Below are 23,743 nucleotides of genomic sequence, written 5' to 3' on the forward strand. Positions count from 1 at the left end.
TTTATCTGCCGAGTTTGCTAAGATATTTAGGTGTAAAATAATGAAATATGCAAGTAAAGAAGTGTTTGAAAATATCAATATATTTGGTACGGGTGACTCAAATGAAGCCTATGCTGAATATTTTGTCGGGAAGTCATATTTGAATTGGCTGTTGAAGCCAGGTGTTGCTCCCTTGTTCATGGCTAATGTTACATTTGAACCGGGCTGTCGTAATAATTGGCATATTCATCATGCGCAAAGTGGTGGAGGGCAAATACTGATTTGTACTGCAGGGGAGGGCTGGTATCAACAGGAAGGTGAGCAGGCAGTAAGCCTGAAAGAAGGTTCTGTTGTCTATATTCCGGCAGGTAAAAAACACTGGCATGGTGCAAGGGCTGACAGCTGGTTCAGTCATATTTCTGTCGAGGTGCCAGGTAGTGAGAGCAAGAATGAATGGCTAGAGCCAGTCAGCGATGAGTATTATCATCAACTTCATGGTGTTTAAATAATGGCACGGAAGACGATTCTGAGTAATCATCTTCCGTGCCATCTTTTGTGTGTTACCAAATTTGTGAATAATTAACGATTGATCAGTGCTGCACGTGACGGAGGATAACGATCTCCTGCTACCGGGATGCCTGCTAAAATGTCGGCTATGTGCTGCTGCTCTATGGCAGAAAGCCTTATTTCAGCTGCTGCAAGGTTTTCCATGAGGCGACTGGTTTTTGTTGTTCCCGGAATGGGCACCAACCAAGGTTTCTGTGCCAGTAACCAGGCCAAAGCAATTTGCGCGGTGGTCACACCTTTTGCCGTGGCAATTTCTTTTAACGCCAGGACCAGTCCCTGATTCGCTTGCCGCATCTCAACCGAAAATCTGGGCACGACGTTGCGAAAGTCATCCGTTGTGAATTCGGTGCTGGCGTTGATGGCTCCGGTCAGGAACCCTTTCCCGAGTGGACTGAACGGTATGAAACCGATGCCCAGTTCATCCAGCACAGGTAGCAGTTGCTGCTCGGGTTCTCGCCACCAGAGTGAATACTCACTTTGCAAGGCCGTGACCGGCAAGATTGCATGTGCTTGACGGATGGATTCTACACCTGCTTCAGACAAGCCAAAGTAGCGGACCTTACCTTCAGCAATCAGGTCTTTTACCGTGCCGGCGACCTCTGCCATCGGAATGTCAGGGTCTACACGATGCTGGTATAGCAAGTCGATATGGTCGGTGCGCAAATTGCGCAGAGAGTTCTCGACGGCAATGCGTATCCGTTCCGGCCTGCTGTCCAGTCCGTCATTGACATTACCGTTGCGAAAGCCGAATTTGGTTGCAATGACAACTTGATCGCGTACTGGCGCCAGTGCTTCACCGACCATTTCTTCATTCTGTGCACCATAAGCTTCGGCGGTATCGAATAGCGTCACACCTTGCTCGAAAGCGGTGCGAATCAATTTGATGCCATCCCGACGATCAATGGCAGGGCCATAACCAAAACTCAGGCCCATGCAACCATAGCCTATTGCTGAAACGCTCAGGCCAGAGCGGCCAAGCAGACGTTTTTCCATGTGTGTTCTTCCTTCAGCAATTCAGGACTGGATGACGGGTTGTTGAATGTCACCAAAACGGAAAGCTGAAGTGACGCCGCCGTCCATCAGGATGTCACTGCCGCTGATGAAGGTTCCATCAGGCCCCATCAGCAGGGCTGCAACATGTCCTACCTCATCCGGGGTGCCTGCACGACCAACCGGGCTACCTTCAATCATGCGACGGTACCCTGCACCACGAGGACCATTGAGCTCATCATTTGCCAGAGGGGTGATGATGATGCCGGGACTGATGGTATTGACCCGCGCCCCTCTCCGCCCCCAGCGCACTGCTTCGGCCATTACACGGAGTGAATTTCCACGCTTGGATAGTTGGTAGGCATGCAGGGTGTCCACCACTTGGGACGGCTGCAGGAAATCAAGTTGCAGTAGTTCTTCTACCGGGGTCATGGCAAGTGCCCGATCCTGCTCGGCGGGCAGGGCTGGCAAACGATGCCCAGATTGTGAGGCAATGACAACTCCCGAGCCTCCATGCGCGATGACATTGCCAAACAGTTCCAGTACCAGTGCGGTGCCATAAAGATCGACACGCAAAATCGTCTCTACCGGTGCCTGGGAAGGGGAGACGCCGGCAGCATGAATCACGCCGGTAATCGGCCCAAGCTGTTCTGCCTGTTCAACCAGTGCCTGCACCGATTGACGTGAACCCACATCCACACAGGCGGCAGACGCAATGAATCCTGCATTACGGAACTGAATGGCTGCTTGTTCTGCATCTTGAAGACTCAGCGAGGCAAGCAGGATCTGCTTGTTTACACCAATCCGCCGCGCAATGGCCTGGCCAATCAAGCCGGCACCCACAACTACAACGACTTCTTTTTGCATGATCTCGATTCCTGTTAGTGTGCATGTGCTCACTATAGAAAATTGAGTATCAATCGAATAGCCGATAAAAAATTGCATGAGAAGCAATTTTTTATTGATAATTGGTGGCGTGGTCCATACGAAAAGTGTGCTATGCCCATCAATGAATTACGCTCCATTTCCATGTTTGCCAAGGCGGTGGAGTTAGGGAGCATCCGCAAGGCTGCGCTGGCGCAGGGCGTATCCGCGCAGGCGGCGACACAGGCTATCTCGATGCTGGAAAAGCACCTGGGTGTGAGGCTGTTGCATCGCACCACGCGCAGCCTGGCCTTGACGGAGGAGGGGCAACAGTTCCTGGAAGATGCGCAGCCTGCACTGGCTACGCTTGAACGGGCTGTCAATACTGCAAGAGCAGGCAAGGAAGGAATTGCCGGGCCATTACGTATTGTCGGTCCCAAGTCATCTTTTGCCGGTATCCTGATGCCGCTGCTGGATGAGTTCTGCCGGATGAACCCTGGGGTAAGGCCGGATGTGCAGCTGGATGATGGACTTGGCGATTGGGTGCTGGACAGGGTGGACGTCGGTTTCCGTATTGGGCCATCTGCTCAGGAAGGGGTTATCAGCCGCCGTTTGTTTCCGGTGCAGTTGATTGTTTGCGCATCCCCTGCCTATCTTGATCGCTATGGTATGCCGTCGACAACAGAAGAGCTGGCTACGCACCGTTGCAGCGTGTTCCGCCATCCGGTAACCGGTAAGGTATCGCCTTGGTACCTGACCGTGGATGGAAAAGTCGAACAGCGACATTTCACGCCAGCCTTTTGCAGCAATGATACTGAGCTGGAAGTCCAGGCCGTTCTTTCCGGGCAAGTGATGGGGCAATTGGCCAATCTCTCTGTCGCGCCTCATATCCGTTCCGGCTCGCTGATTCCGCTTTTCCTTTCGTATGTCAGTTCACCGATTTCACTCCACGTGTACTATGGCAGCCGCAATGCATTGCCAGTAAGGGTCAGGGCTTTTCTCGATCTCGCGATTGCAAGGTTATTCGACAGTCCTGATTTCATTTTGAGCGATGGAGAGCTTGCTGCGGCACATGGGGCTTATTTGTCACGTCTGGCAACAAATTAATCAGGTGTACGGGCGGCTATGTTTTCTGTCTTGCCAGGCTGGAGTGGCAATACAACGCAAAAATGGCCACGCACTGAATGGCTATCGGGTTTCAATGCGCGTACAACAATAAGGATCACTTCGACGCTAGCGGTTTATCGGACAAGAGCTACCTTGCGGTGCAGGGCAGAGCAGAGCAGGGCGCAGCGTATGGCGTGTGCCAGATTGCAGTCATACCGTGGTGCGGAGTGAACAGGAGTACACACTGCTCAAACACAGTCGAGGGTCAGTTTGTGTGCTGGAATTGCACAAGGCGTAGTGCATCACTGAATAGTATTTGCAAATCTGCGTTGCCGTCATGTCGAACCCACTGGGTGACGACAACCCGGATGATTGCAAAAAGTACATTGGGGTAGAGCTGTCTTTCAAGTGACAGCTGCGGGCTTTCAGTCGAGACTTTCTTTGCAATGATGTCTGCAACCTCATCGGCCAGTTGCGCAGTCATTGCATGTTTTCGCGCACTGATTTGTGGGGATGATTCAATCACCCGTTCCAATGAGAGATAAAAATCCTTGCGGGATGCATACAGGGCAAGTAACTCACGTGCACTGGAAATCAGCGCATCCATGATCGGCTCTTGTTCTGCTCTGTGCACCAGCCCTGCAAGAAAGCCCGACATGCTTTCCTCCAGCCAGCTCAGGACGATGTCTTCTTTGGTGGGAAAGTACCGTAACAGCGTACGAGGTGATATTTCGACGGCTGCGGCGATTTGATTGATGGTGGTGACCTCGAAGCCTTGCTGGCGGAATAGCAGCAATGCCGCTTCCAATAACTGCAACCGGGTCTTGTCCTTCTTTGACTGCCTTAAACCCAAGGTCAACTCCTTCAAGTTGTGGTTACATCATCAGCTAGCTGATTGATTGGGCTGCATAGCATAGCAGACGGGGCAGTCCAGATGGACATGCGCCATACGTGAAAGTATGGCGCATGTCGGTGGCAGCAGGCAGATTGAAGCCAGCCAGCTTGCTCGTTATGACATGGTTCAAACCATGTGGACGAATTTTGTCAGCAAATAGGCACTGATGCCTTCAATACCATTTTCACTACCGTAGCCACTTTGCTTGACACCACCAAACGGCCCCTCAGGCATACCAAAATAATATGTGTTGATACCGACCATTCCGCTCTCGATGCAATCCGCCAGCAAATTTGCCCGAGCCAGCGAGCGGGTGAATGCGTATGCGCCAAGACCGAAGGGAAGGCGATTGGCCTTGTCGATTGCATCTTCCAGTTTTTCAAAGCGGGAGATGGTGGCGACCGGGCCAAATGGCTCCTGGTTCATGATCTCTGCATCTTCTGGCACGTTGGTCAGTACCGTCGGAGCCCAGAAAAATCCCTCACCTTCGATGCGATATCCACCGGTTTCCAGTTTGCCCCCGCGTGCCAGTGCATCGGCGATCAAGTGTTCCATTGCTGCCAGGCGGCGGGCATTGGCCAGAGGTCCCATCTTTGTTTCTGGATCGAAACCATCCCCCAGTCTGATCGCCTTGGCTCCTTGTACAAATGCGGTCACGAATTGCTCGTAGACAGCATCCTGAACATAGAAGCGAGTCGGTGCAATGCAACTGGCACCTGCGTTAAAGAACTTGTTCGGGACCGATGCGGCAACTGCCGCTTCGATGTCTGCGTCGTCACAAACAATGACCGGTGCGTGGCCACCCAGCTCCATGGTGATGGGCGTGATGTTTTCTGCCGCCAGTTTTGCCAACTTCCGACCAACCGGCTCCGGACCTGTGAATGAAACCTTGCGGATAATTCTGGAAGTCACGACTGTGCGAGAAATAAAGTCAGGATCGCCCAGCACTACATTAAGAACACCAGCAGGTAAACCAGCTTCCGCGAAGGCTTCGGCAATAAGCAGACAAGTGGCCGGCGTTTCTTCCGAAGGCTTGATTACCATGGAGCAACCGGCAGCGAGAGCAGCTGCGATTTTGCGGCCGGTCAGTAGTGCAGGGACGTTCCATGGAGCGAATGCAGCCACTGGGCCGATTGGTTCATGGGATACCACGGCTCTGCCATGAGGAATACGTGGCTGCAGGGTACGGCCATAAATACGTTTGGCTTCTTCGGCGCACCATGTCATGGAGTCAAGCGTCAAATCCACTTCCATCCGGGCTTCGGCACCTGGTTTGCCAACTTCCAGCGTCAACAAGGATTCAAGCTGCTCACGACGCTCTCTCAGCCAGGCAACAGCTCGTTCGATTACAGCTGCACGTTCCCATGCCGGTACATTGCGCCAGGTTTTGAAGCCGCGCTGAGTCGAACTCAATGCCTTTTGCAAGTCCTCAGCCGTGGCATGTGGCATGGCTCCCAGTACCTTGCCGTTCAGAGGGTTGATCACTTCGCTGTGTGTCCGGTTGTCGCCAGCCAGCTTCTGGCCATCGATCCATAAATAAAGTGGGAGGTAGGGTGTTGAGGACATCAGTAGACTCCTGTCGATTAAAGGAAAGGCACATTGGCTGCCTGAAGTTCGGATCAATATTATGTCGTTGAATGACAAATGTCACTAAGTGACATAATTTTGTGTGGCGTATTTGGTCCGTCAGCCATGCAGCATGGCCTTGCCTTTATGGACGTCTTGCCAAGCGTGATGAGGAAGATGATCAGCTATTGGTTCGGTCTCAAGAACGGTGACAGGCCAGAGAGAGTTCCTCTTTGCTCAGCAAGAAGTCAGGAGAGTCAGTCAGTCTGTCTACTGCCAGATCAATGAAGCGTCTTACACGTGCAGGTTGTGCAGCCCGGCTACCGTAATAAATGAACAGACTGTAGTTGTCGGCCATGTTTTCCAGCAGGATGGGCACGAGCTGGCCACTGCGGATGAGGTGCGCTGCGGTGGGTGCAGCAAGTTGGGCAATCACTTCACCTGCCAGTACGGCACGCAATTCAATCGTCTCGTCATTGGTACAGAAGACCGGATTGACCGGTTGATCCTGCATGCTGTCGCCTACCCGTACACGCCAGGGCACCACACGGCCATCACTGGCCCGGCGAAAGGCGCTGCAACGATGGGCACCCAGTTCGTACAGGCTCTGTGGCATGCCGTATTTGCGTATATAACTGGGTGCCGCGCAGATAATCAGCTGCATGGGAAACAGGCGGCGCGCCACCAGCCCTTCCTGTGGTGAATTGCCCAGCCGGAAGCCGACGTCGATGCGGTCTTCCACCCAGTTTCCTATGCGGTCATCCAGCTGCACATCCATTTGCACTTCCGGATAGAGCCGACAGTATTCGTCCATTACCGGGCCTATCACCGCATGCAGGGTTGTGCGCGGTCCAACGATGCGCAGCGGCCCGGAGAGTTCGTCCTTGCTTTTGCGTACCGTGGTGAGAGCTTGCTGAAAACCAATCAGCGAAGGCTGTACCGCTTCCAGAAAGCGCTGTCCTTCTTCGGTCAGCGACATGCTGCGGGTAGTACGGTGGAACAAGCGTACGCCAAGGTACTGTTCCAGCTGTCCCAGGGCTTTGCTGGCAGCCTGTGGTGAGATCTGTTGAGCCTGTGCGGCCTTGCTCAGACTGCCCAGTTCGGCCGTACGGACAAAGGTGGTGATGGAGCGCAGCTCGTTAATTGACATGTTTTAACCTGATTTAATTAACATCAAAAAGTTGTATATCATACAAATGATAATGCTCTAGTTGAATGTCTGTCCGCAAATTAAAGTTACGTTCATCAATGACACTGACTAGCAAGAGTGCAGGGTACAGACATGAACAACTTTACTTTTTTCAATCCCACCAAGATTGACTTCGGTACTGACAAAGAGCAGCTCATCGGCCAGCACCTGGCCGAACATGGCATCAGCAAGGTGCTGCTGTGCTATGGTAGCGAGCGCATCAAGCGTGACGGCCTGTTTCAGACGGTGAGCCAGAGCCTGGCATCGCAAGGCATCGAATTTGTCGAATTCGGCGGCATTGTCAGCAATCCGCTGCTCAGCAAGGTGCGTGACGGTATTGCGCTGGCACGCGGTCATCAGGTGGGGGCCGTACTCAGTGTGGGTGGCGGTTCGGTGCTGGACAGCAGCAAGGCCATTGCCGCCGGGGTGGCTTACGCCGGTGATGTGTGGGATCTGTTCATCGGCAAGGCAGCCATCGATTCCGCACTGCCGGTATTTTCCATCCTCACGCTGGCGGCCACCGGCAGCGAGATGAACAGTGGCGCAGTGGTGACCAACGAAGCCACCAAAGAGAAATTTGCCATCCAGTCGGTGCATACCTTCCCGCGCGTGTCCATTGTCAACCCGGCGCTGATGCAGACGGTGTCGCGCGACTATCTGGTGTATTCGGCGGCCGACATCATTGCCCACTGCATTGAAGGTTATTTCACCGCCACGGTGCAACCGAAGCTGCACTCACGCATGGTGGAGGCTATTGTCAAGACCGTGATCGAGAATACCCAGGTCTTGCTGGAGCAGCCGGACAACTATCCGGCCCGTGCCGAATTTGCCTGGGCGGCCACGCAGGCGCTCAATGGCCTGATCTACGCCGGGACTGCCGGTTTCAGCTACCCCAATCACATGATCGAGCACGCCTTGTCCGCACTGTTCAATGTGCCGCACGGCGCCGGTCTGTCAGTCATCATGCCGGCCTGGATGAAGTGGTATCACGACCGCAACCCGTCCCAGTTCCAGCGATTTGCCAAGCAGGTGTTTGATCTTGATGGCGGATTGCAAGGCATTGTCGCACTGGAAAGCTGGTTTGACCGCATCGGCACCCCCACACGACTGTCACAGCTCGGGATCACCAGGGGCGATCTGCCAGCCATCACTGATGTAGTGCTGGGCAATGCGCAGTGGTTTGGTATTGCCGACATCTACACGAGAGACGTTGTGGCAGAGATTCTGCAACTGGCCCTCTAAATCACATCAATCAAGGAGAAAACAATGAGCAATGAAGTCATCGTCATTATTGGTGCGGGTGGTATCGGTGTTGCCATCGCACGTCGTCAAGGTTTTGGCCGTACCGTGCTACTGGCCGATTACAACGAGACAACCCTCAATCAGGCTGCGCAATCGATGCGTGATGCCGGTTACCGGGTTGAGACGAAACGGGTTGATGTCACCTCGCGTGAATCTGTCCAGGAACTGGCGGCGACTGCAGCGGCACTTGGGGATGTGATGCAGGTTGTCAATACGGCAGGCCTGTCACCAAACATGGCACCGGTTGAAGATGTGCTGAAAGTCGACCTGTATGGCGCAGCGGTAGTGTTTGATGAGTTCGAGAAGGTCATTGCACCGAAAGGGTCAGGTTTGATCATCTCCAGCATGGCCGGTCACATGATGCCAGCGCTGCCGCCGGAGCAAGACCAGGCGCTGCTGCATACGCCGACCGAAGAACTCTTGTCCCTGCCTTTCCTGCAAGCAGAGGCGATCCCGAATACGGTGGTGGCTTACATGATCGCCAAGCGCGCCAACCACCTCCGTGTGCAAGCCTCTGCAATCAGCTGGGGTGCGCGTGGTGCACGTGTGAACTCCATCAGTCCTGGCATTGTTGTCACACCGCTGGCACTGCATGAGCTGAACTCGGAAATCGGAGGCATGTACCGCGCCATGATTGAAGCATCCCCTGCCAAGCGCATGGCACCGCCAGAAGAAATTGCCATGGCTGCGTCTTTCTTGCTGGGACCGGATGCCGCATTCGTTACCGGCAGTGACCTGCTGATTGATGGCGGTGTAATCGCAGCAATGAAAACCGGAACATTGGCGACACCGGATTAAGAATAGCTTTGCATTACTTCGCCAAGTGAAAGGCAAGTCGTTTGTTACAAGACGGCTTGCCATTATGTAATGTTCTGTTCCCGGCTACATGTTGCTGTCAGGAAATGAGTAGTCAAGGGTAAGGTGACAGGTAATATTTTGATGACACACATTTTGATTCTCGGTGCCAATGGTCAGTTGGCCAGGCATACCATTCCATTTCTTCTTGCTCACCAAGACGTACGGCTGACCCTGTATTTGCGTCGAAAAAACCGGCTTGCCAATCCAGATCCGGAACGTGTGTCCATGATTGAAGGCGATGTCCTTGATCAAGCTGCACTCCAGGCAGCAATGCATGGTCAGGATGTGGTTTATGCCAATCTGGCAGGTGATATGGCGGCTCAGGCGCAGAGCATTATCACCGCAATGAAGTCTGCTGGTGTGCGTCGTCTTATTTTCATCAGCTCGATGGGTATTTATGGCGAAGTGCCGGGGGAGAAATACCGCAGCGTTTTAGACCCATACCGAGATTCGGCAGCCCTTGTAGAGGCCTCTGGGCTTGACTACACCGTGCTGCGTCCCGGTTGGTTCACACGTGACCAATCCTTCAATTACCAGTTGACCAGGAAAGGCGAGCCATTCAAAGGGCATGAGGTATCGCTGAACAGCCTTTCCACGCTGATTACCAAGCTTGCACTGACTCCAGGCTTGGAGACTGGGCAGAGCCTGGGTGTGAGCAAAGCATGAACCCTCAAAATAAGCCAGTGAACCACGGCATGGTGCTAAGCATCATCATGGTGAGTTACCTGATGCTGGTGGTTGATACGTCCATCGTGTTGACAGGGCTTCCACGCATCCAGGCCGCACTTGGTTTTACCCCAGCCGGTCTGTCCTGGATCCAGAATGCATATACCCTGGCGTTTGGTGGTTTCCTGATGCTGGGAGCACGGACTGGCGACATTCTGGGCCGACGTCGCATGTTCATCACGGGCCTTGCCATTTTTACCTTGGCCTCACTTGCAATTGGCTCGGCAAGCAGTCCAGCCTGGATGATCATCTTTCGGGCAGTCCAGGGCTTGGGTGCTGCGGTGTTGGCACCATCGACACTAGCCTTGATTTCCACGCACTTTGCAGAAGGCCGCGCCCGCACGCGCGCACTGTCGCTATATGCCGCCGCCGCCGGAATTGGCGCAACGGTTGGCATGGTACTTGGCGGCTTGCTGGCAGATCTTATTTCCTGGCGTGCAGGATTTTTCATCAATCTTCCAATTGGCGCAGCGCTGATGATTGGAAGCTTGCGTTATATAAATGAAACTCCCCGGCAAACAGGCCGCTTTGATATTGCCGGTGCGCTGACCTCCACGTTCGGTATGTGTGCACTGGTATTTGGCATTGTTGAAGCAGCTGAGTCCGGCTGGGCATCGTCATTGACCTGGGGCAGCATGACTATTGGACTCGTGCTATTGATGACATTCATCCGGATTGAGTCAAAGGCCAGGCAACCGTTATTGCCGCTGACGCTGCTGAATGATGCAAAGCGTAATGCTGCCTACCTTGCGCGACTGCTGTTTCTGAGCGGGATGGTTGGCTTCTGGTTCTTTACTGCACAGTACTTGCAAGGTGCACTTGGTTTCACTCCGATGTTGGCCGGATTGGCATTTATCCCGGTAACCATTCCCCAAATGCTTACTTCGCTTACTGTGCCTGTCGCAGTAAAACGTTTTGGCCATCGTCGTATTTTGCTGACAGGGCTCTCGGTTTGTGCCGTTGGCGTTTTGTTGCAGGGTCTTGGTGCCGTGCACCTGTCTTATGTTGGTGGTGTGCTGTTACCGATGTTGCTGGTGGGATTCGGACAAGGTTGGGTGCTGGCACCACTGACTGTTGCCGGAGTGGCCGGGGTCGCGCCAGAAAATGCAGGTGCTGCTTCCGGTATTCTCAATGTGGCTCACCAGATTGGCGCAACCTTGGGGCTAGCCATTCTGGTTGTGGTTTATTCCGGTGGACATGCCACTGCCTATGATGCGGCGGGTATGGCTTTACATACCGGGTATGTTCTGTATATGTCAGCGCTATTCCTGATTATCGCTTTGTTTGTATCCATGCGTTACATCCGCTTTCATCCAGTGACCCAGTCATATCAGCGGAACACAAATTACAAGGTCACGGAGCAAGAGGCCTGATTTTATCGGTATTGCGCGTATAACATCTTGACAAGGAAGAATGATATGCAAACAACGACACTGAACAACGGCATTCAGATGCCATTGCAAGGATTCGGTGTATTTCAGATGAGTGACCAGGCTGAGTGCGAAGCCTGTGTCTTGGCAGCCTTGCAGACTGGTTACCGACTGATCGATACCGCAGCTTCCTATGGCAACGAAGAGGCAGTTGGACGTGCCATTGCATCCAGTGGCATTCCACGTGAACAACTGTTCATCACGACCAAGCTTTGGTTGCACGATACAGGCTACGAACAGACGCTACAGGCTTTTGAACGTTCCATGGCAAGGCTGCAGCTGGACTATCTGGACCTGTATCTGATCCATCAACCCTATGGTGATATCCATGGCTCATGGAAAGCCATGGAACAGTTGTACCGGGATGGACGTATCCGTGCCATTGGCGTCAGTAATTTCCATCCGGATCGTGTCATGGATTTGGTGATGCGTAACAAGGTTGTGCCAGCGGTAAACCAGATCGAAACGCACCCATTCTGTCAGCAGACAGCGAGTGCACGGTTTTTGCAGGAGCAGGGCATCCAGATCGAATCGTGGGGGCCATTTGCTGAGGGGCGTAATAATCTTTTTGGTAATGAAGTATTGCAAGATATCGCGCAACAGCATGGTCGTTCCGTGGCTCAGGTCGTTCTGCGCTGGCTGCTGCAACGCGGCGTGGTTGCCATTCCAAAATCCGTCCGTCCGGATAGGATGCTGGAAAACTTCACCATCACGGATTTCGAATTGCGTGCTGAAGATATGGCCAGAATTGCTACGCTCGATACGGCCAGCAGTGCATTTTTTGATCACCGAGACCCTGCAATGGTTAAGTGGCTTTACGAAGCACATCGCCCTACCTGATGCCAGGCTTGCACTGGGTATTCAAATCATATTGCAATCAAGGACTGATATGGTGATTCGAATGCCGTGGTTTTATTCAATGGTTTTTTAGGCAGTGCCTTGGAATGAAAAAGGCGGGGAGAGTCTTGTCGACTTTCCCCGCCTTTTTAATCAATCATGCGCGGTAGTTTGATTTGAGCCTGATTGGGTGATGCAAGAATTATAACAGCTCAATTGCCAAGGCAATGCCTTGTCCCCCGCCTATGCATAGTGTTACCAGACCGCGTTTCAGCCCGGCTCGCTGGAGCGAGTGAATCAGACGCGTCGTTAATATCGCACCGGTTGCACCAATTGGATGTCCATGCGCAATGGCGCCACCTTCGACATTGACAATGTTTTCATCGATTCCCAATTCGCGCATTACCGCGAGCGGGACCGCTGCAAAAGCTTCATTAATCTCAATTCGGTCAAGTTGATCCAGTGTCCAGTTGGCACGCTCCAGAGCTTGTTTGACTGCAGGTACGGGGCCAATTCCAAACATGCCCGGTTCAACCGCAGCAATGCCAAATGATACTAAGCGTGCGACTGCTTCCAAGTTGTTTTTTTCAGCAAAACTTCTTTCAGCCACAATCAGTGCTGCGGCACCACTATTCAAGCCTGGCGCATTACCTGCGGTAATGGTGCCGGGGGTACGGAATGCCGGCTTCAGGTTTTGTAATACTTCCAGCGTTGTATCTGGACGATTGGCTTCGTCCCGTTTGAACTGATGGATGCCGTTTTTTGTTTCTATCTCAACTGCAGCTATTTCAGCATCGAATACCCCAGTGCGTTGTGCGGCAGAGAAATTAAGTTGCGATCGTAGAGCCCAGCGATCCTGATCCTCACGGCTGATATTATATTTATCCACCAGATCTTCTGTATGCCATCCGGAGTGTTTTTGAGAAAATGCATCAACCAGACCGTCATGCAGCATACTGTCAAGCGTCTGTACATTGCCCATGCGCGCTCCCCATCGGCCAGTGGGTAGCAAGTAGGGTGCCATATCCATGTTTTCCATGCCCCCTGCAATAATCGCTTTGGAGAAACCAAAGCTGATTTCTTGCGCGGCAGATACGATTGCTTGAACACCAGACCCGCAGACACGGTTGACGGTAAAGGCCGGTACCGCTTCGGGCAAACCGCCAGCGATGGCGGCCTGGCGAGCAGGATTCATGCGGTTTCCGGCCTGGATAACATTACCCATTACCACGCCATTTATTTTTTCAGGATCAAGTCCGGAGCGTCTTAGCGTCTCGCGAATCACGACACCACCAAGCATCATGGCGGAGATGGACTTCAAGGATCCACCAAATGAACCAATAGCGGTTCGTACCGGGTGACACAGTACAATTTCATGTTGGCTCATTTTAATCTCCTGTTTGTTAAGATATGAGGCCGTGCTGCGGTAATGGAAAGTTTTAATGCTGACTACGCAAAATTAAGGCGAATCTGGCTGATGTCTTGGCTTGGAGATTGATTGCTTTTATTGTGTTCATGAATATTTGTACTGCCAATGATATTGGCTGTGTTTTTATATGGCTCAGCGTTCTGTCTTTTTTATATGGTGCGGTAATATTGTTGAATGAATTGGGTTTTTCACATAAGCGGATGGTTTACCCGCGGCATTAGTGGCCGGTTCTTGCTGCCATTGCAGGGCGTGTATTGATAGGCAGGCATAGCAGTGCCGTCAGCAGGGCCAAGCTCATGTGACAGAGGTAGACTGTATTGAAATCAGCTCTCTCCAGACCTGCACGACCCAGCAAGAGCACGGTAAGGGCAACGCCCAATACCGAACCAATTTGCCGTATGGCCTGGTTAATGGCACCGCCGACGGCATAATGACTTGACGGCAAGTGGCTTACCGCTGCACCTGACAAGGACGGCATGACCATTCCCACACCAACCCCGCTGATAAGCATGCCTGGAAGCCAGTGGGTCAGATACGCTGGCCTGGCGCCGGGCACCAGCAAGAACCACAATGCACTGCTGGCGTAGATCAGACATCCCGCTACAAGTAAGGCGCGGTGGCCATGGCGACTTGCTATCCTGCCCGAGATGGCTGCGACCGGTATGACCATCAACGGGCCTGGTGCTACCGCCAGACCAGCCAGTGGCAGCGAGTAGTGCCAGATTGACTTCATGTAGAAAAAGAAGGCAAAGAACATCATCGAAAATGCGATGCCAAAGCTCAAGGTGGCGAGATTGACATACCGGTAGGTGACGTTGCGAAACAACGCCAGGTCCACCAGTGGTGCGCGGCTGATACCTGCCCAGGCAATAAAGCCCAGCGTGCATACAAGGCCTGCTCCGGCTGCGGCAAACAGTTCGTTTTGCGACCACGCTGGTGATTCGGCTTGCACGATGGATAGCGCCAGGGCGGCGATGCCAATGATCAGCAATGCCATGCCCAGCACGTCTACTGGCGCTTGCTGCCGGGAAGTCTGCCTGGTTTCCCTCAGTATTGTTGTGCCACGCCAGATGGCCAGCACACTTATTGGCACATTCAGGTAGAAGGCCCACTGCCAGCCAATTGCTGCGATCACGAAAGCACCAAGACTGGGGCCTATCGCCGCGGCCAGGCCGCCCACTGCCCCCCATAAACTGATAGCGATGGCGCGCTTGTCTCCCGGGAATGCCGCAATCACCAGGGAAAGTGAGGAAGGTGTCAGTAGTGAAGCACCGATAGCCTGCAAGACTCTGGCTATCACCAGCCATGTCACACTGACAGCCAATCCGCAGCCGACTGATGCGATCAAAAACAGCACAAGGCCCAGCAGAAAGACTTTTTTACGTCCATGTTTGTCCGCCAGGCCTCCTGCAGGTATCAGCATGGCTGCATAGGTTACTGTATAGGCATTAAGCACCCAGGACAGATCTGCTGGCGTTGCAAGCGGGAACCCAGTCCTTAAGGCACTGAACGCCGAAAACAGCATTGTTCCGTCCATCGATACGATAAACACCGCCAGACTGGCTACCCAAAATACTTGCCAGGGACTGGAGGTTCTGCGGTCCAAGTGTTCAGGTATGTGTTTCATGTCTTTAGGCGTGGGTTTTATGGACTTGCTCTGAGCATCTGTCATTGACTGGCCCCGGCTGTCAGCCTCATGGATTTCGCAGTACGGTGTTCGTTGCGATGATTTGTTTCTGACTGGCGCAGATTGCCTCAGACTAATCCGAAGGTCTTTCTTATCCCTTGGCTGACTGGTCCCGCAGGCAGGAAACGTCGCAGTTTGGCCAGTAAAGAGGCTTTGCCTTTGGGTGTGTGGCGCATCTTCCACCGTCCCAGTGCCGCCTCGACAATGGTTGCGGCAACGCCGTCAGGATTCGGTGCTTGCTGGACATTGGTCTGAATGGCGATGGAGACGACAATACGCTCCAGGTCATAAGCTGGTATTTGAGTGCAGGTTTGTGGTGCATTGATATCGAGATTGGTCTTGGTGAATGCCGGTTCCACCAAGGACACACGAATGCCGAATTGGCGGACTTCGTGATCAAGCGTCTCGGATAATCCTTCCACTGCATGTTTGGACGCAGCATAAAGTGCCATATAAGGTGCTGGCAGAAAGCCCAACACCGAACTGATGTTCACGATGCGACCGGAGCGCTGTGCGCGCATATAGGGAAGTACCGCCTTGATTACGCGCAGCAGGCCGAAAAAGTTGGTGTCCAACAAGGCCTGCGCTTCTGCAATGGATGTCTCTTCCATTGCACCAAGCAAGGTGACTCCTGCGCTGTTGATCAATACGTCGATTCGCCCGGTCTGATTGATGATGGTCTGGATGGTCCGTTGGATTGCATCTTCATCACGCACATCCATTTCCAGCAGCGCAACCCCTGGGATGGGTTGTGCCTGTGTCAGATTTCGCACCGTGCCGAATACCAGGCATCCCTGTTTGGCAAATTTCAGCGCGGTAGCTTGTCCGATACCGGATGACACGCCGGTTACAAGAACAACTTTGGTATTCGTCATGGTGCTATCTCCTGTTTGAATTTCAGAATGCAGGTGGGTTGGCTACCAAATCGGCATTGAAAGCATCAACCAGGGCATGTTCATTCGGTCCCGGATTGGCGCGGATGGCCCGAACCGCTTCGACCACCACTTCAGGTATTTCTGTTGCCAGCCCTTGCATGGTTTCGGCGATAAAGGCTTCAACCGGCATGGCGCGCGGATCTGCGCCTTTCTTGATCAGGTCGGTATCTACCCAGGGCGGAGCAATTTCCTGAACGGTCACATTGCTGTCGCGCAGCATGAAGCGCTGTGACAGGGCATAAGAATGCAGTCCGGCCTTGGTGGCGGAATAAACAGCACTGGGTGCCAAGGGCAGGTAGGCCAGAACCGAGGTGTTGTAGATGATGGTTGCGCGCGGCTGCCGTTTCAGATGCTCGATCAAGGCAGAAGTCAGCAGGATAGGGCCAAGCAGATTGGTGTCGACCAGGCGTCGGGAAGTGGCTTCATCAATTTCACCGGCTGCATTATCAAATGGCATGATGCCGGCGTTGTTGATCAGAACATTGAGTGTCGGGTAGCGAGTAATGAGTTCCTTGGCAGCGGCGCCAATGCTGGCAGGATCTGCCACGTCCAGTTCAATGGCCTCCATGCCAGGGTTTGCCGCGATGACCTCTTCAAGGAGTGCTTTACGGCGGCCAGCGATGATGACTTTGTTACCGCGCTGATGAAATGCCTCTGCCAGGCCTCGTCCAATACCGGAAGCACCTCCGGTGATGAGAATAGTGTTGCCTTCGAGCTTCATGATGTGTCCTTTTGTTGCAGTTTGAGTGAAGAGTGTTTATCAGCCCCGTTCAGGATTTATGCGTAACCCTGGATGAAGGCGGCGATTTGAGTGGCGGCCATCTCAGGATATTGGTGATGAGGGGCATGACCGGATTTGGGGTAAGTAATCAAATTCAGGGTTGGCAGTTGGCCATTGAGCGCATACCAGTTTTCAACCGGGAAAATGATGTCGTGATCCGCCCCGATGTGCAGGATGGGGGTTTTGGTGGATTTCAGGACATTCAATACATCGTCAGATGGAAACACCGGATTGCGCGGTGTGGTGCCAATCTGGCTGATTGCCCAATCGGCAGGTACATCGGGGCTGCGCGGGGTTTTTTGCGCAATGATGCGTTCAAATGACTGCCTGGATGCCAGGCGACTGCCTTCGTCGCCAGGTTCGAAGAAGATGGTCGTGAAGTTTTCCAGCCCGATGCCGGGTACCGCTGCCGCATCATAGAAGAGTTGCTCGGCTGGCTTTACCAGATGGCCGGGAGGCGTTGTGGCGAGCAGCACGACATGACTTACTTCTTGCCCGAACATGGCCAGGTAAATCTGCGCCACAATCCCGCCAATCGACCAGCCGCCAATCACCACATCCTTGAGGCCGAGGGCATTGATCAGGTCCCGGACATCCTTGACCATGGCGCCAGGGTTATAACTTCGCTCACCAGTCGACAGCCCGATACCTGAGTAGTCAAAAGTAATGACCTGATATTCCTGCGCGGCCAAGGCATCGATGAAAGCAGGGTCCCAAAGGCCAAGTACCCCCCGGAATCGATGACATAGCACAATCGGCTTGCCCTTGCCAACAGAGCGGTAAGCAAGCTTGCGCCCGTCAACCTCGACAAAGCGGGTTGTCGATGCAGCTGAACTGATATCGCTCGTGCTGGTGGATAGAGCGGCAGCGTTGGCAGTCAATGGAAGGGAAATTGTCGCGGCCATCGCTGCGCCTCCGAGAAGAACTTGGCGACGAGCCTGAGAGTCGATTGTGGAGCCTGCGTCATTCATGTGATTCATCCTGTGCTCTGTGAGGGGTATTGCGCTGTGCATTCACGATTCCAGCCCTGCCTCATGGGCCTTGACGGAACAGGAATGTCTAGTCACTTGCAAATTGCAAGTTAATGCTAAGACCTAAACTTGTAAAATGCAAGTGACTTATCTAGAATTTTGTACATGAAAAATGAAAACCCGACTCCCGCCTGCCCTGAGGGGTATCGTTCCACCTGCCCGATCGCCAATGTGCTTGATATCGTTGGTGACAAATGGACGCTACTTGTCGTGCGTGATTTGTTGCTTGCCGGAAAACATCGCTATGGAGAATTCCAGTCTTCACCTGAGGCCATCCCGACCAACATCCTGGCTGACAGGTTGAAACGTCTGGAAGCAGCCGGCCTGGTCAAAAAAGAGTTTTATCAAGACAAACCGCCACGTGCGGAGTACTTCATCACGCCCAAAGGGGCAGATTTGGCTGGCGTATTGCAATCGCTGGCTCAGTGGGGGCAGAAGCACATACCCGGGGTCGTTACCCCCGAGCATTTCTGCCAACCTGAAATAAGAGAATGAACAAGCCGGTATGCAGGCCGGTGTCTCTGGCTGCACCTGCAATGTTCTTCAGGGTGAAATGGCGTGACTGAACAGCTTGTATCTCAGGCTGACAAGACAGCAGGGTAGTGCCAGGTGTGTGCTACGCCACCTGCAGGAAACCAAAGAAGCTGCACCGCCCGGTGCAGCTTCTTTGGTATTGGCCGCTTGTCTCAGCTGACTTGTGCAACCGGTTTGATTTTGAACCAGATGGAATACATGGCTGGCAGGAATACAAGCGTCAGGATGGTTCCTGCGAATGTTCCGCCAATCAGTGTATAGGCCAGGGTTCCCCAGAACACTGAGTGCGTCAACGGAATGAACGCCAGGATGGCTGCCAGGGCGGTCAGGATGACGGGACGCGCACGCTGTACGGTTGCTTCCACGACAGACCTGAACGGGTCTAGCCCTGCGTGCTCGTTTTCCCGGATCTGTCCTATCAAGATCAATGTGTTGCGCATCAGGATGCCTGAAAGTGCAATCAATCCGACCAGTGCGTTAATTCCGAAAGGCTGCCGGAACAGCAAGAGCGTCGGGACCACGCCAATCAAGCCAAGTGGACTGGTCAGGAACACCATCACCATGGCGGATAGCGAGCGCACCTGGAGAATGATGATGAAAAGCGTCGCCGCCAGCATGATGGGGAACAAGGGCATCATGGCTGCGGTAGCCTTGCCTGATTCTTCTACCGATCCGGCTTCCTCGATGTGATAGCCACTTGGCAACGTGACAATCATCGGCTGCAGCTGTCTGGTGATGGCTGCTGATACATCGGGCGGCTGCAAGCCATCGGCAATGTCGCCCCGTACCGTGATGGTGGGCACGCGGTCGCGTCTGCGCAGAATCGGCTCCTCCATGCGCATTTCAATCTTGCCTACTTGTGATAGCGGAATGCGTTCACCGTGCATGCCAACCAAGGTAAAGGCGTTGATTCTGGCCGGGTCCAGACGCGTATTGCCTGCAGAACGTGCCACTACCTGAACCGTGCGGATATCTTCGCGTACCGCAGTGACAGGCACCCCCTGAAGGAAAAACTGTAGTTGCTGGGCCACTGCGCTGGAGCTAAGCCCCAGTGCTTGCAACCGGTCTTGTTGCAAGGTGAAGTGCAGGGTCGGGACGCGAACTCCCCAATCGGTGTTGACCGTGCGCATCATCGGGCTGGATTCCAGTACCTGACGTACCTGGTCGGCAATCCCGCGCAATTTGTCCGGATCAGGACCAGAAACGCGGTAAGCAACCGGGAATGGTGAGTAGGGCCCAAAAATCAGCTGGGTGACACGCAAGCGCGCTTCAGGTGCCAGACCTGCGGCGATGGCTTGGCGTAACTTCTGTTTCAGCTCATCACGTTCAAGCTGGTTATCGGTACGCACCACGATCTTGGCAAATGAGGGATCCGGGAGTTCAGGCCCCATGGCCAGATAGAAGCGGGGAGCACCTTGACCAATATAGGAGGTGACGATTCTGGCTTCCTTTTGTCTGGAGAGCCATGCTTCAACCTTGGCAGTGGCGGAGCTGGTTTGTGATATGGCTGTGCCATACGGCATTTGTACTTCAATCAGCACTTCCGGCCGGTCAGAAACAGGAAAGAATTGCTTCTTCACCAATGCCATGCCGAGTATGGAAACCACAAACAAGCCAATCACTCCGCCAGCGACTATCCATTTGCGGCCGATGACGCGTCCCAGAAGCATGCGGAAGCGGTTATAGCGTGGCGTGTCGTAAATGGCGGCATGCCCACCTTCAACCTTCTTGAAATCAGGCAGCAGCTTGACGCCCAGATAGGGGGTGAATACCACGGCAACCACCCACGAGGCGATAAGCGCGATACCGACAATCCAGAACATATTGCTGGTGTATTCCCCCGCAGACGATCTGGCGAAACCATTGGGCATGAAGCCCACCGCAGTGACCAGGGTGCCGGACAGCATGGGTGCTGCCGTGTGACTCCAGGCATAGGCGGAAGCAGCAATCCGGCCATAGCCTTCTTCCATTTTGACCACCATCATTTCAATGGCAATGATGGCGTCGTCCACCAGCAGGCCAAGTGCCAGAATCAGTGAGCCAAGGGTGATGCGGTCAAAATTTTTGCCGGTTGCCGCCATCACCACAAAGACGACCGCCAGTGTCAGTGGCACTGCCGCTGCCACCACCAGGCCGACACGCCAGCCCATGCTCATGAAACTGACCAGCATCACCACCAGCAGGGCGACCAGGAACTTGATCATGAATTCGCCAACTGCGCTGTGGATGTTTACCGCCTGGTCGGTAACCTTGGACAGGCTCATGCCCAGCGGTTGTTCCGCATTGATGGCATTGACTTCGCTATCGAGCGCTTTGCCCAGATCCAGGCCATTCCAGCCGTCGCGCATCACGACGCCCAATAGCAAGGCCGGCTCCCCGCCGTTACGGATCATGAAGGTGGCAGGATCTTCATAACCGTGTTTTACGGTGGCAATGTCAGACAGCTTCAGCGTACGGCCTTGTGCAATTACCGGGGTGTCACGAATTTTCTGTAACTGGTTGAAGGCACCATCCAGGCGGATGAATATTTCAGGTCCCTTGGTTTCGACTGAACCGGCAGGTGTCAGCGCATTCTGGTTGTTAAGCGCAGTGAATACATCCTGTGGGCTGATTCCCAGGGTAGCCAGGCGATCGTGGGAGAGCTCGATATAGATCCGCTCTGCCTGTTCTCCAATGATATTGACCTTTTTGACCCCGGCCACATGCAGCAGGCGCTGACGCAGGGTTTCTGCATCCCTGGCCAGTACGCGTTGCGGCTCGCCTTTGGCCTTCAGGGCAAACAAGGCGAAGGTTACATCCGAATACTCATCATTCAGAAAGGGGCCCATGACGCCGGAAGGAAGGTTCTGAACTTCATCTCCAACTTTTTTCCGTGCCTGGTAAAACTCCTCTTTTACTTCTGAAGGAGGCGTGCTATCCAGCAAGGTCAGCGTTGTGAATGCCAGTCCGGGGCGTGTGTAGGTTTCAGTCCGGTCGTACCAGCGCAGTTCCTGCAGGCGTTTTTCGATTTTTTCCGCCACCTGGTCTTGCATCTCTTGTGCTGTAGCGCCTGGCCAGGCGGTGACAATCGTCATCACCTTGACGGTAAAGGCAGGGTCTTCTGCTCTGCCCAGTTTAAGAAACGAGACCAGCCCTGCCAGTGAGATCAGGATGATCAGGAACAGTGTAATGGCACGCTCACGTACTGCCAGAGCCGACAAATTGAATCGACTGTCGCTCATGGCTTCACTCCTTCTGCTGTAGTGCCAGTCGCGGTACTTGCCACCTTGACCTGCTCTCCTTCGTGGAGCAGGTGGGCACCAAGCGCCACGATGCGATTGCCGCGATTGATGCCTCCCGTTACGCGGGCTCCGTCGTCATCAAGCTTGAGAATGGTGACCGGACGCCACGAAACCTTGGCCGGATGACCATCAACAACCCATACGCCCGGCCCTTTGCCCGCATCAAACAGTGCGCTGATGGGGACTTGCAAGCCTGCATTGCCAGTGGTCCGGCCTTCCGGGATCCGGATGGTTACCGTCGCTCCCAGGGGGGCGTTGGCCAGCTCCCCATCCAGCACATAACGTGCCTCGAAGGTGCGTGTTACGCGGTCTGCCGTCTCAGAGAGCTGACGCAGTTTTGCCGGTACATTGACATCATCCTTGCCGAACAGCGTGGCTTGTGCGACAGAGCCAACGGCGGGACGTATGGTTTCCGGCAACTGAATCAGCGCTTCCCTGCGACCTGCGTGCGCGATGCGCACGACGGGTTGTCCTGCATTAACCACCTGGCCCGGCTCTGCCAGCGTTTCCATCACCACGCCATCTCCGTCTGCGATCAGCTCGGCATAACGGCTGGCATTCTTGGCAACGTCTGCCTGTGCTTCTGCTGCGCTCAGCTGTGCTTTTGCAGCATCGGCTGCTGCTTTTATCTGGTCGTAGGCTGAAGCTGAAATGGCACCTGTTCCACGTAACTCGCGATAGCGGATTTCATCCTGGGCAGTCTGCTGTGCCCGTGCCCGTGCTGCAGATACCGTTTCTTGCTGTGCGTTGGCGGCAAGCCGCAGATCGATAGGGTCTATCCGCATCAGCACCTGGCCGCGCCTGACGATTTGGCCGGTGTCAACAAGACGTTCCGATACCTTGCCCGCAACACGGAATCCAAGATCGCTCTGTATCCGGGCGGCGATGGTTCCGGTGAAAGTGCGTGCGTCAGGGACGCTTTCCTGAACAAGCGTTGTGCGTACCAAGGGTGTATTGGTACGAGGGTCTGTCTGTGCTTCTTCGCCGCAAGCGACCAGGGCAAACGGCAATGCGCAGATGAGAGTTGAGATGGTGAGGCGATGCCGGGGCATGAAAGTCCCTTTGACGAAATAATCGGGACTTTCAGTATTATTCTTGTGACTAATTTAGTCAATAGTCACTATCGTATTGAGCAGCTATGGTGCCAGGCTGCGCAGTACCAGACTCGACAGGTGTGCAGGTGCTTCTTCGGTGTTGTCGAAGTTGTACTGCAAGATAAGCGGGTGCAGATAGGGATGCAGGACCAGATAAATTGCTTTGGCCGTTTCATCCAGAGGTGTTTTGCGTTCAAAGTCGCCATTGAGTCGACCTTGTTGCAGGATATCTCGCAGCAAGCCTTGAATACGTTGTTCGTATGCAACGGTGGCGGCCCAGCGTTCACCTGCAGCAGAGGCAGCTATTTCATACAGCTTCCGGTCCTGGAAAAACAGCCTGAGGCTTGATTTTACGATGGTCTTGAACATCCGGCGCAGCTTCTCCGGTGCGCCTTCGGCTTCGTCTACTGCTGCCCGGACATCATTTTCGATTTCAAGCAGGCAGTTGGCGCAGATCATCTCTCCAATGGCTTGCTTGGACTCGAAAAACTTGTAGATATAAGCCTTTGAGAAGCCGATGGCCTTGGCAAGGTCGGATACGGTTGTCTTTTCGTACCCATAGAGACTGAAGTGCTCGGTGGCAGCGGCCACGATTTGATTGCGTACTTCGTGATCAGCCGGGCCTCGGGAGGCCGCGGTGGAGGCTTGTGTATTTTTCATG

Annotated in this window: 21 protein-coding genes; 8 read left to right on the top strand and 13 right to left on the bottom strand. The window is 53.8% G+C overall.

Translation table 11 applies throughout. From position 1 onward, the window contains the following. The first annotated feature begins 40 nt into the window (after nucleotides 1-40). A complete protein-coding gene (locus DLM_RS06080; RefSeq protein ID WP_089085419.1) occupies nucleotides 41-484 on the top strand; it encodes a cupin domain-containing protein in 444 nt (147 codons plus the stop codon). 74 nt (nucleotides 485-558) lie between these two features. On the opposite strand, the gene DLM_RS06085 is transcribed toward DLM_RS06080, so the two are convergent. After that, on the bottom strand, nucleotides 559-1,539 hold the full coding sequence (locus DLM_RS06085; protein ID WP_089085420.1) for an aldo/keto reductase: 981 nt from the start codon (nucleotides 1,537-1,539) through the stop codon (nucleotides 559-561). A 21-nt stretch (nucleotides 1,540-1,560) separates the two neighbouring features. After that, nucleotides 1,561-2,481, bottom strand: a complete 921-nt coding sequence (locus tag DLM_RS06090) for an SDR family oxidoreductase (RefSeq protein ID WP_197715512.1) — start codon at nucleotides 2,479-2,481, stop codon at nucleotides 1,561-1,563. Between the two features lie 54 nt (nucleotides 2,482-2,535). Here DLM_RS06090 and DLM_RS06095 point away from each other — a divergent pair, with 54 nt between their 5' ends. After that, the gene (locus DLM_RS06095; RefSeq protein WP_089085422.1) at nucleotides 2,536-3,507 is read left to right on the top strand and encodes a LysR family transcriptional regulator; all 972 of its coding nucleotides are present in this window, start codon (nucleotides 2,536-2,538) and stop codon (nucleotides 3,505-3,507) included. Nucleotides 3,508-3,772: 265 nt separating this feature from the next. On the opposite strand, the gene DLM_RS06100 is transcribed toward DLM_RS06095, so the two are convergent. The 3 genes from DLM_RS06100 to DLM_RS06110 all read right to left on the bottom strand — a co-directional run bounded on the left by DLM_RS06100 (nucleotide 3,773) and on the right by DLM_RS06110 (nucleotide 7,118). Then, nucleotides 3,773-4,375: a TetR/AcrR family transcriptional regulator gene (locus DLM_RS06100; RefSeq protein WP_197715513.1), complete on the bottom strand. Its 603-nt coding sequence runs from the start codon at nucleotides 4,373-4,375 to the stop codon at nucleotides 3,773-3,775. Nucleotides 4,376-4,528: 153 nt separating this feature from the next. Further along, nucleotides 4,529-5,968 (bottom strand): NAD-dependent succinate-semialdehyde dehydrogenase, encoded by a 1,440-nt coding sequence (locus DLM_RS06105; protein WP_089085423.1) that lies wholly within the window; start codon nucleotides 5,966-5,968, stop codon nucleotides 4,529-4,531. Nucleotides 5,969-6,167: 199 nt separating this feature from the next. Next, a complete protein-coding gene (locus DLM_RS06110; RefSeq protein WP_197715514.1) occupies nucleotides 6,168-7,118 on the bottom strand; it encodes a LysR family transcriptional regulator in 951 nt (316 codons plus the stop codon). Nucleotides 7,119-7,250: 132 nt separating this feature from the next. On the opposite strand from DLM_RS06110, the gene DLM_RS06115 reads away from it, so the two are divergent. The 5 genes from DLM_RS06115 (at nucleotide 7,251) to DLM_RS06135 (ending at nucleotide 12,313) form a co-directional block, all read left to right on the top strand. Continuing rightward, nucleotides 7,251-8,399, top strand: coding sequence for an iron-containing alcohol dehydrogenase (locus DLM_RS06115; protein ID WP_197715515.1), 1,149 nt, complete (start codon nucleotides 7,251-7,253; stop codon nucleotides 8,397-8,399). A 24-nt stretch (nucleotides 8,400-8,423) separates the two neighbouring features. After that, the gene (locus DLM_RS06120; RefSeq protein ID WP_089085425.1) at nucleotides 8,424-9,257 is read left to right on the top strand and encodes an SDR family oxidoreductase; all 834 of its coding nucleotides are present in this window, start codon (nucleotides 8,424-8,426) and stop codon (nucleotides 9,255-9,257) included. Between the two features lie 141 nt (nucleotides 9,258-9,398). Beyond that, complete coding sequence (locus tag DLM_RS06125; RefSeq protein ID WP_089085426.1) at nucleotides 9,399-9,983, top strand: NAD(P)H-binding protein; 585 nt, start codon at nucleotides 9,399-9,401, stop codon at nucleotides 9,981-9,983. After that, nucleotides 9,980-11,416, top strand: coding sequence for an MFS transporter (locus tag DLM_RS06130; RefSeq protein WP_089085427.1), 1,437 nt, complete (start codon nucleotides 9,980-9,982; stop codon nucleotides 11,414-11,416). Before DLM_RS06125 ends, DLM_RS06130 begins: the two co-directional genes overlap by 4 nt. A 45-nt stretch (nucleotides 11,417-11,461) precedes the next feature. Continuing rightward, nucleotides 11,462-12,313 carry an aldo/keto reductase gene (locus tag DLM_RS06135; protein WP_089085428.1) on the top strand — a complete coding sequence of 284 codons (852 nt, stop codon included), beginning with the start codon at nucleotides 11,462-11,464 and terminating at the stop codon, nucleotides 12,311-12,313. 199 nt (nucleotides 12,314-12,512) lie between these two features. On the opposite strand, the gene DLM_RS06140 is transcribed toward DLM_RS06135, so the two are convergent. From DLM_RS06140 to DLM_RS06160, 5 genes are all read right to left on the bottom strand, one after another. Beyond that, nucleotides 12,513-13,697, bottom strand: coding sequence for a thiolase family protein (locus DLM_RS06140; protein WP_089085429.1), 1,185 nt, complete (start codon nucleotides 13,695-13,697; stop codon nucleotides 12,513-12,515). 259 nt (nucleotides 13,698-13,956) lie between these two features. After that, entirely contained in the window at nucleotides 13,957-15,411 is a 1,455-nt protein-coding gene (locus DLM_RS06145; RefSeq protein ID WP_089503686.1) for an MFS transporter, read from the bottom strand. 83 nt (nucleotides 15,412-15,494) lie between these two features. After that, nucleotides 15,495-16,301 (bottom strand): oxidoreductase, encoded by an 807-nt coding sequence (locus DLM_RS06150; RefSeq protein WP_089085430.1) that lies wholly within the window; start codon nucleotides 16,299-16,301, stop codon nucleotides 15,495-15,497. 22 nt (nucleotides 16,302-16,323) lie between these two features. After that, complete coding sequence (locus DLM_RS06155; protein ID WP_089085431.1) at nucleotides 16,324-17,082, bottom strand: SDR family oxidoreductase; 759 nt, start codon at nucleotides 17,080-17,082, stop codon at nucleotides 16,324-16,326. A gap of 56 nt (nucleotides 17,083-17,138) precedes the next feature. Then, nucleotides 17,139-18,113: an alpha/beta fold hydrolase gene (locus DLM_RS06160; protein ID WP_197715516.1), complete on the bottom strand. Its 975-nt coding sequence runs from the start codon at nucleotides 18,111-18,113 to the stop codon at nucleotides 17,139-17,141. 165 nt (nucleotides 18,114-18,278) lie between these two features. Here DLM_RS06160 and DLM_RS06165 point away from each other — a divergent pair, with 165 nt between their 5' ends. Next, a complete protein-coding gene (locus tag DLM_RS06165; protein ID WP_089085432.1) occupies nucleotides 18,279-18,668 on the top strand; it encodes a winged helix-turn-helix transcriptional regulator in 390 nt (129 codons plus the stop codon). 191 nt (nucleotides 18,669-18,859) lie between these two features. On the opposite strand, the gene DLM_RS06170 is transcribed toward DLM_RS06165, so the two are convergent. From DLM_RS06170 to DLM_RS06180, 3 genes are all read right to left on the bottom strand, one after another. Beyond that, entirely contained in the window at nucleotides 18,860-21,928 is a 3,069-nt protein-coding gene (locus DLM_RS06170; RefSeq protein WP_089085433.1) for an efflux RND transporter permease subunit, read from the bottom strand. Beyond that, nucleotides 21,925-23,040: an efflux RND transporter periplasmic adaptor subunit gene (locus DLM_RS06175; RefSeq protein WP_089085434.1), complete on the bottom strand. Its 1,116-nt coding sequence runs from the start codon at nucleotides 23,038-23,040 to the stop codon at nucleotides 21,925-21,927. Before DLM_RS06175 ends, DLM_RS06170 begins: the two co-directional genes overlap by 4 nt. An 84-nt stretch (nucleotides 23,041-23,124) precedes the next feature. After that, nucleotides 23,125-23,742, bottom strand: a complete 618-nt coding sequence (locus tag DLM_RS06180) for a TetR/AcrR family transcriptional regulator (RefSeq protein ID WP_089085435.1) — start codon at nucleotides 23,740-23,742, stop codon at nucleotides 23,125-23,127. Between the last annotated feature and the right edge of the window lies 1 nt (nucleotide 23,743).

The organism is Aquitalea magnusonii (assembly GCF_002217795.2).
Classification (GTDB): Bacteria; Pseudomonadota; Gammaproteobacteria; order Burkholderiales; family Chromobacteriaceae; genus Aquitalea; species Aquitalea magnusonii_B.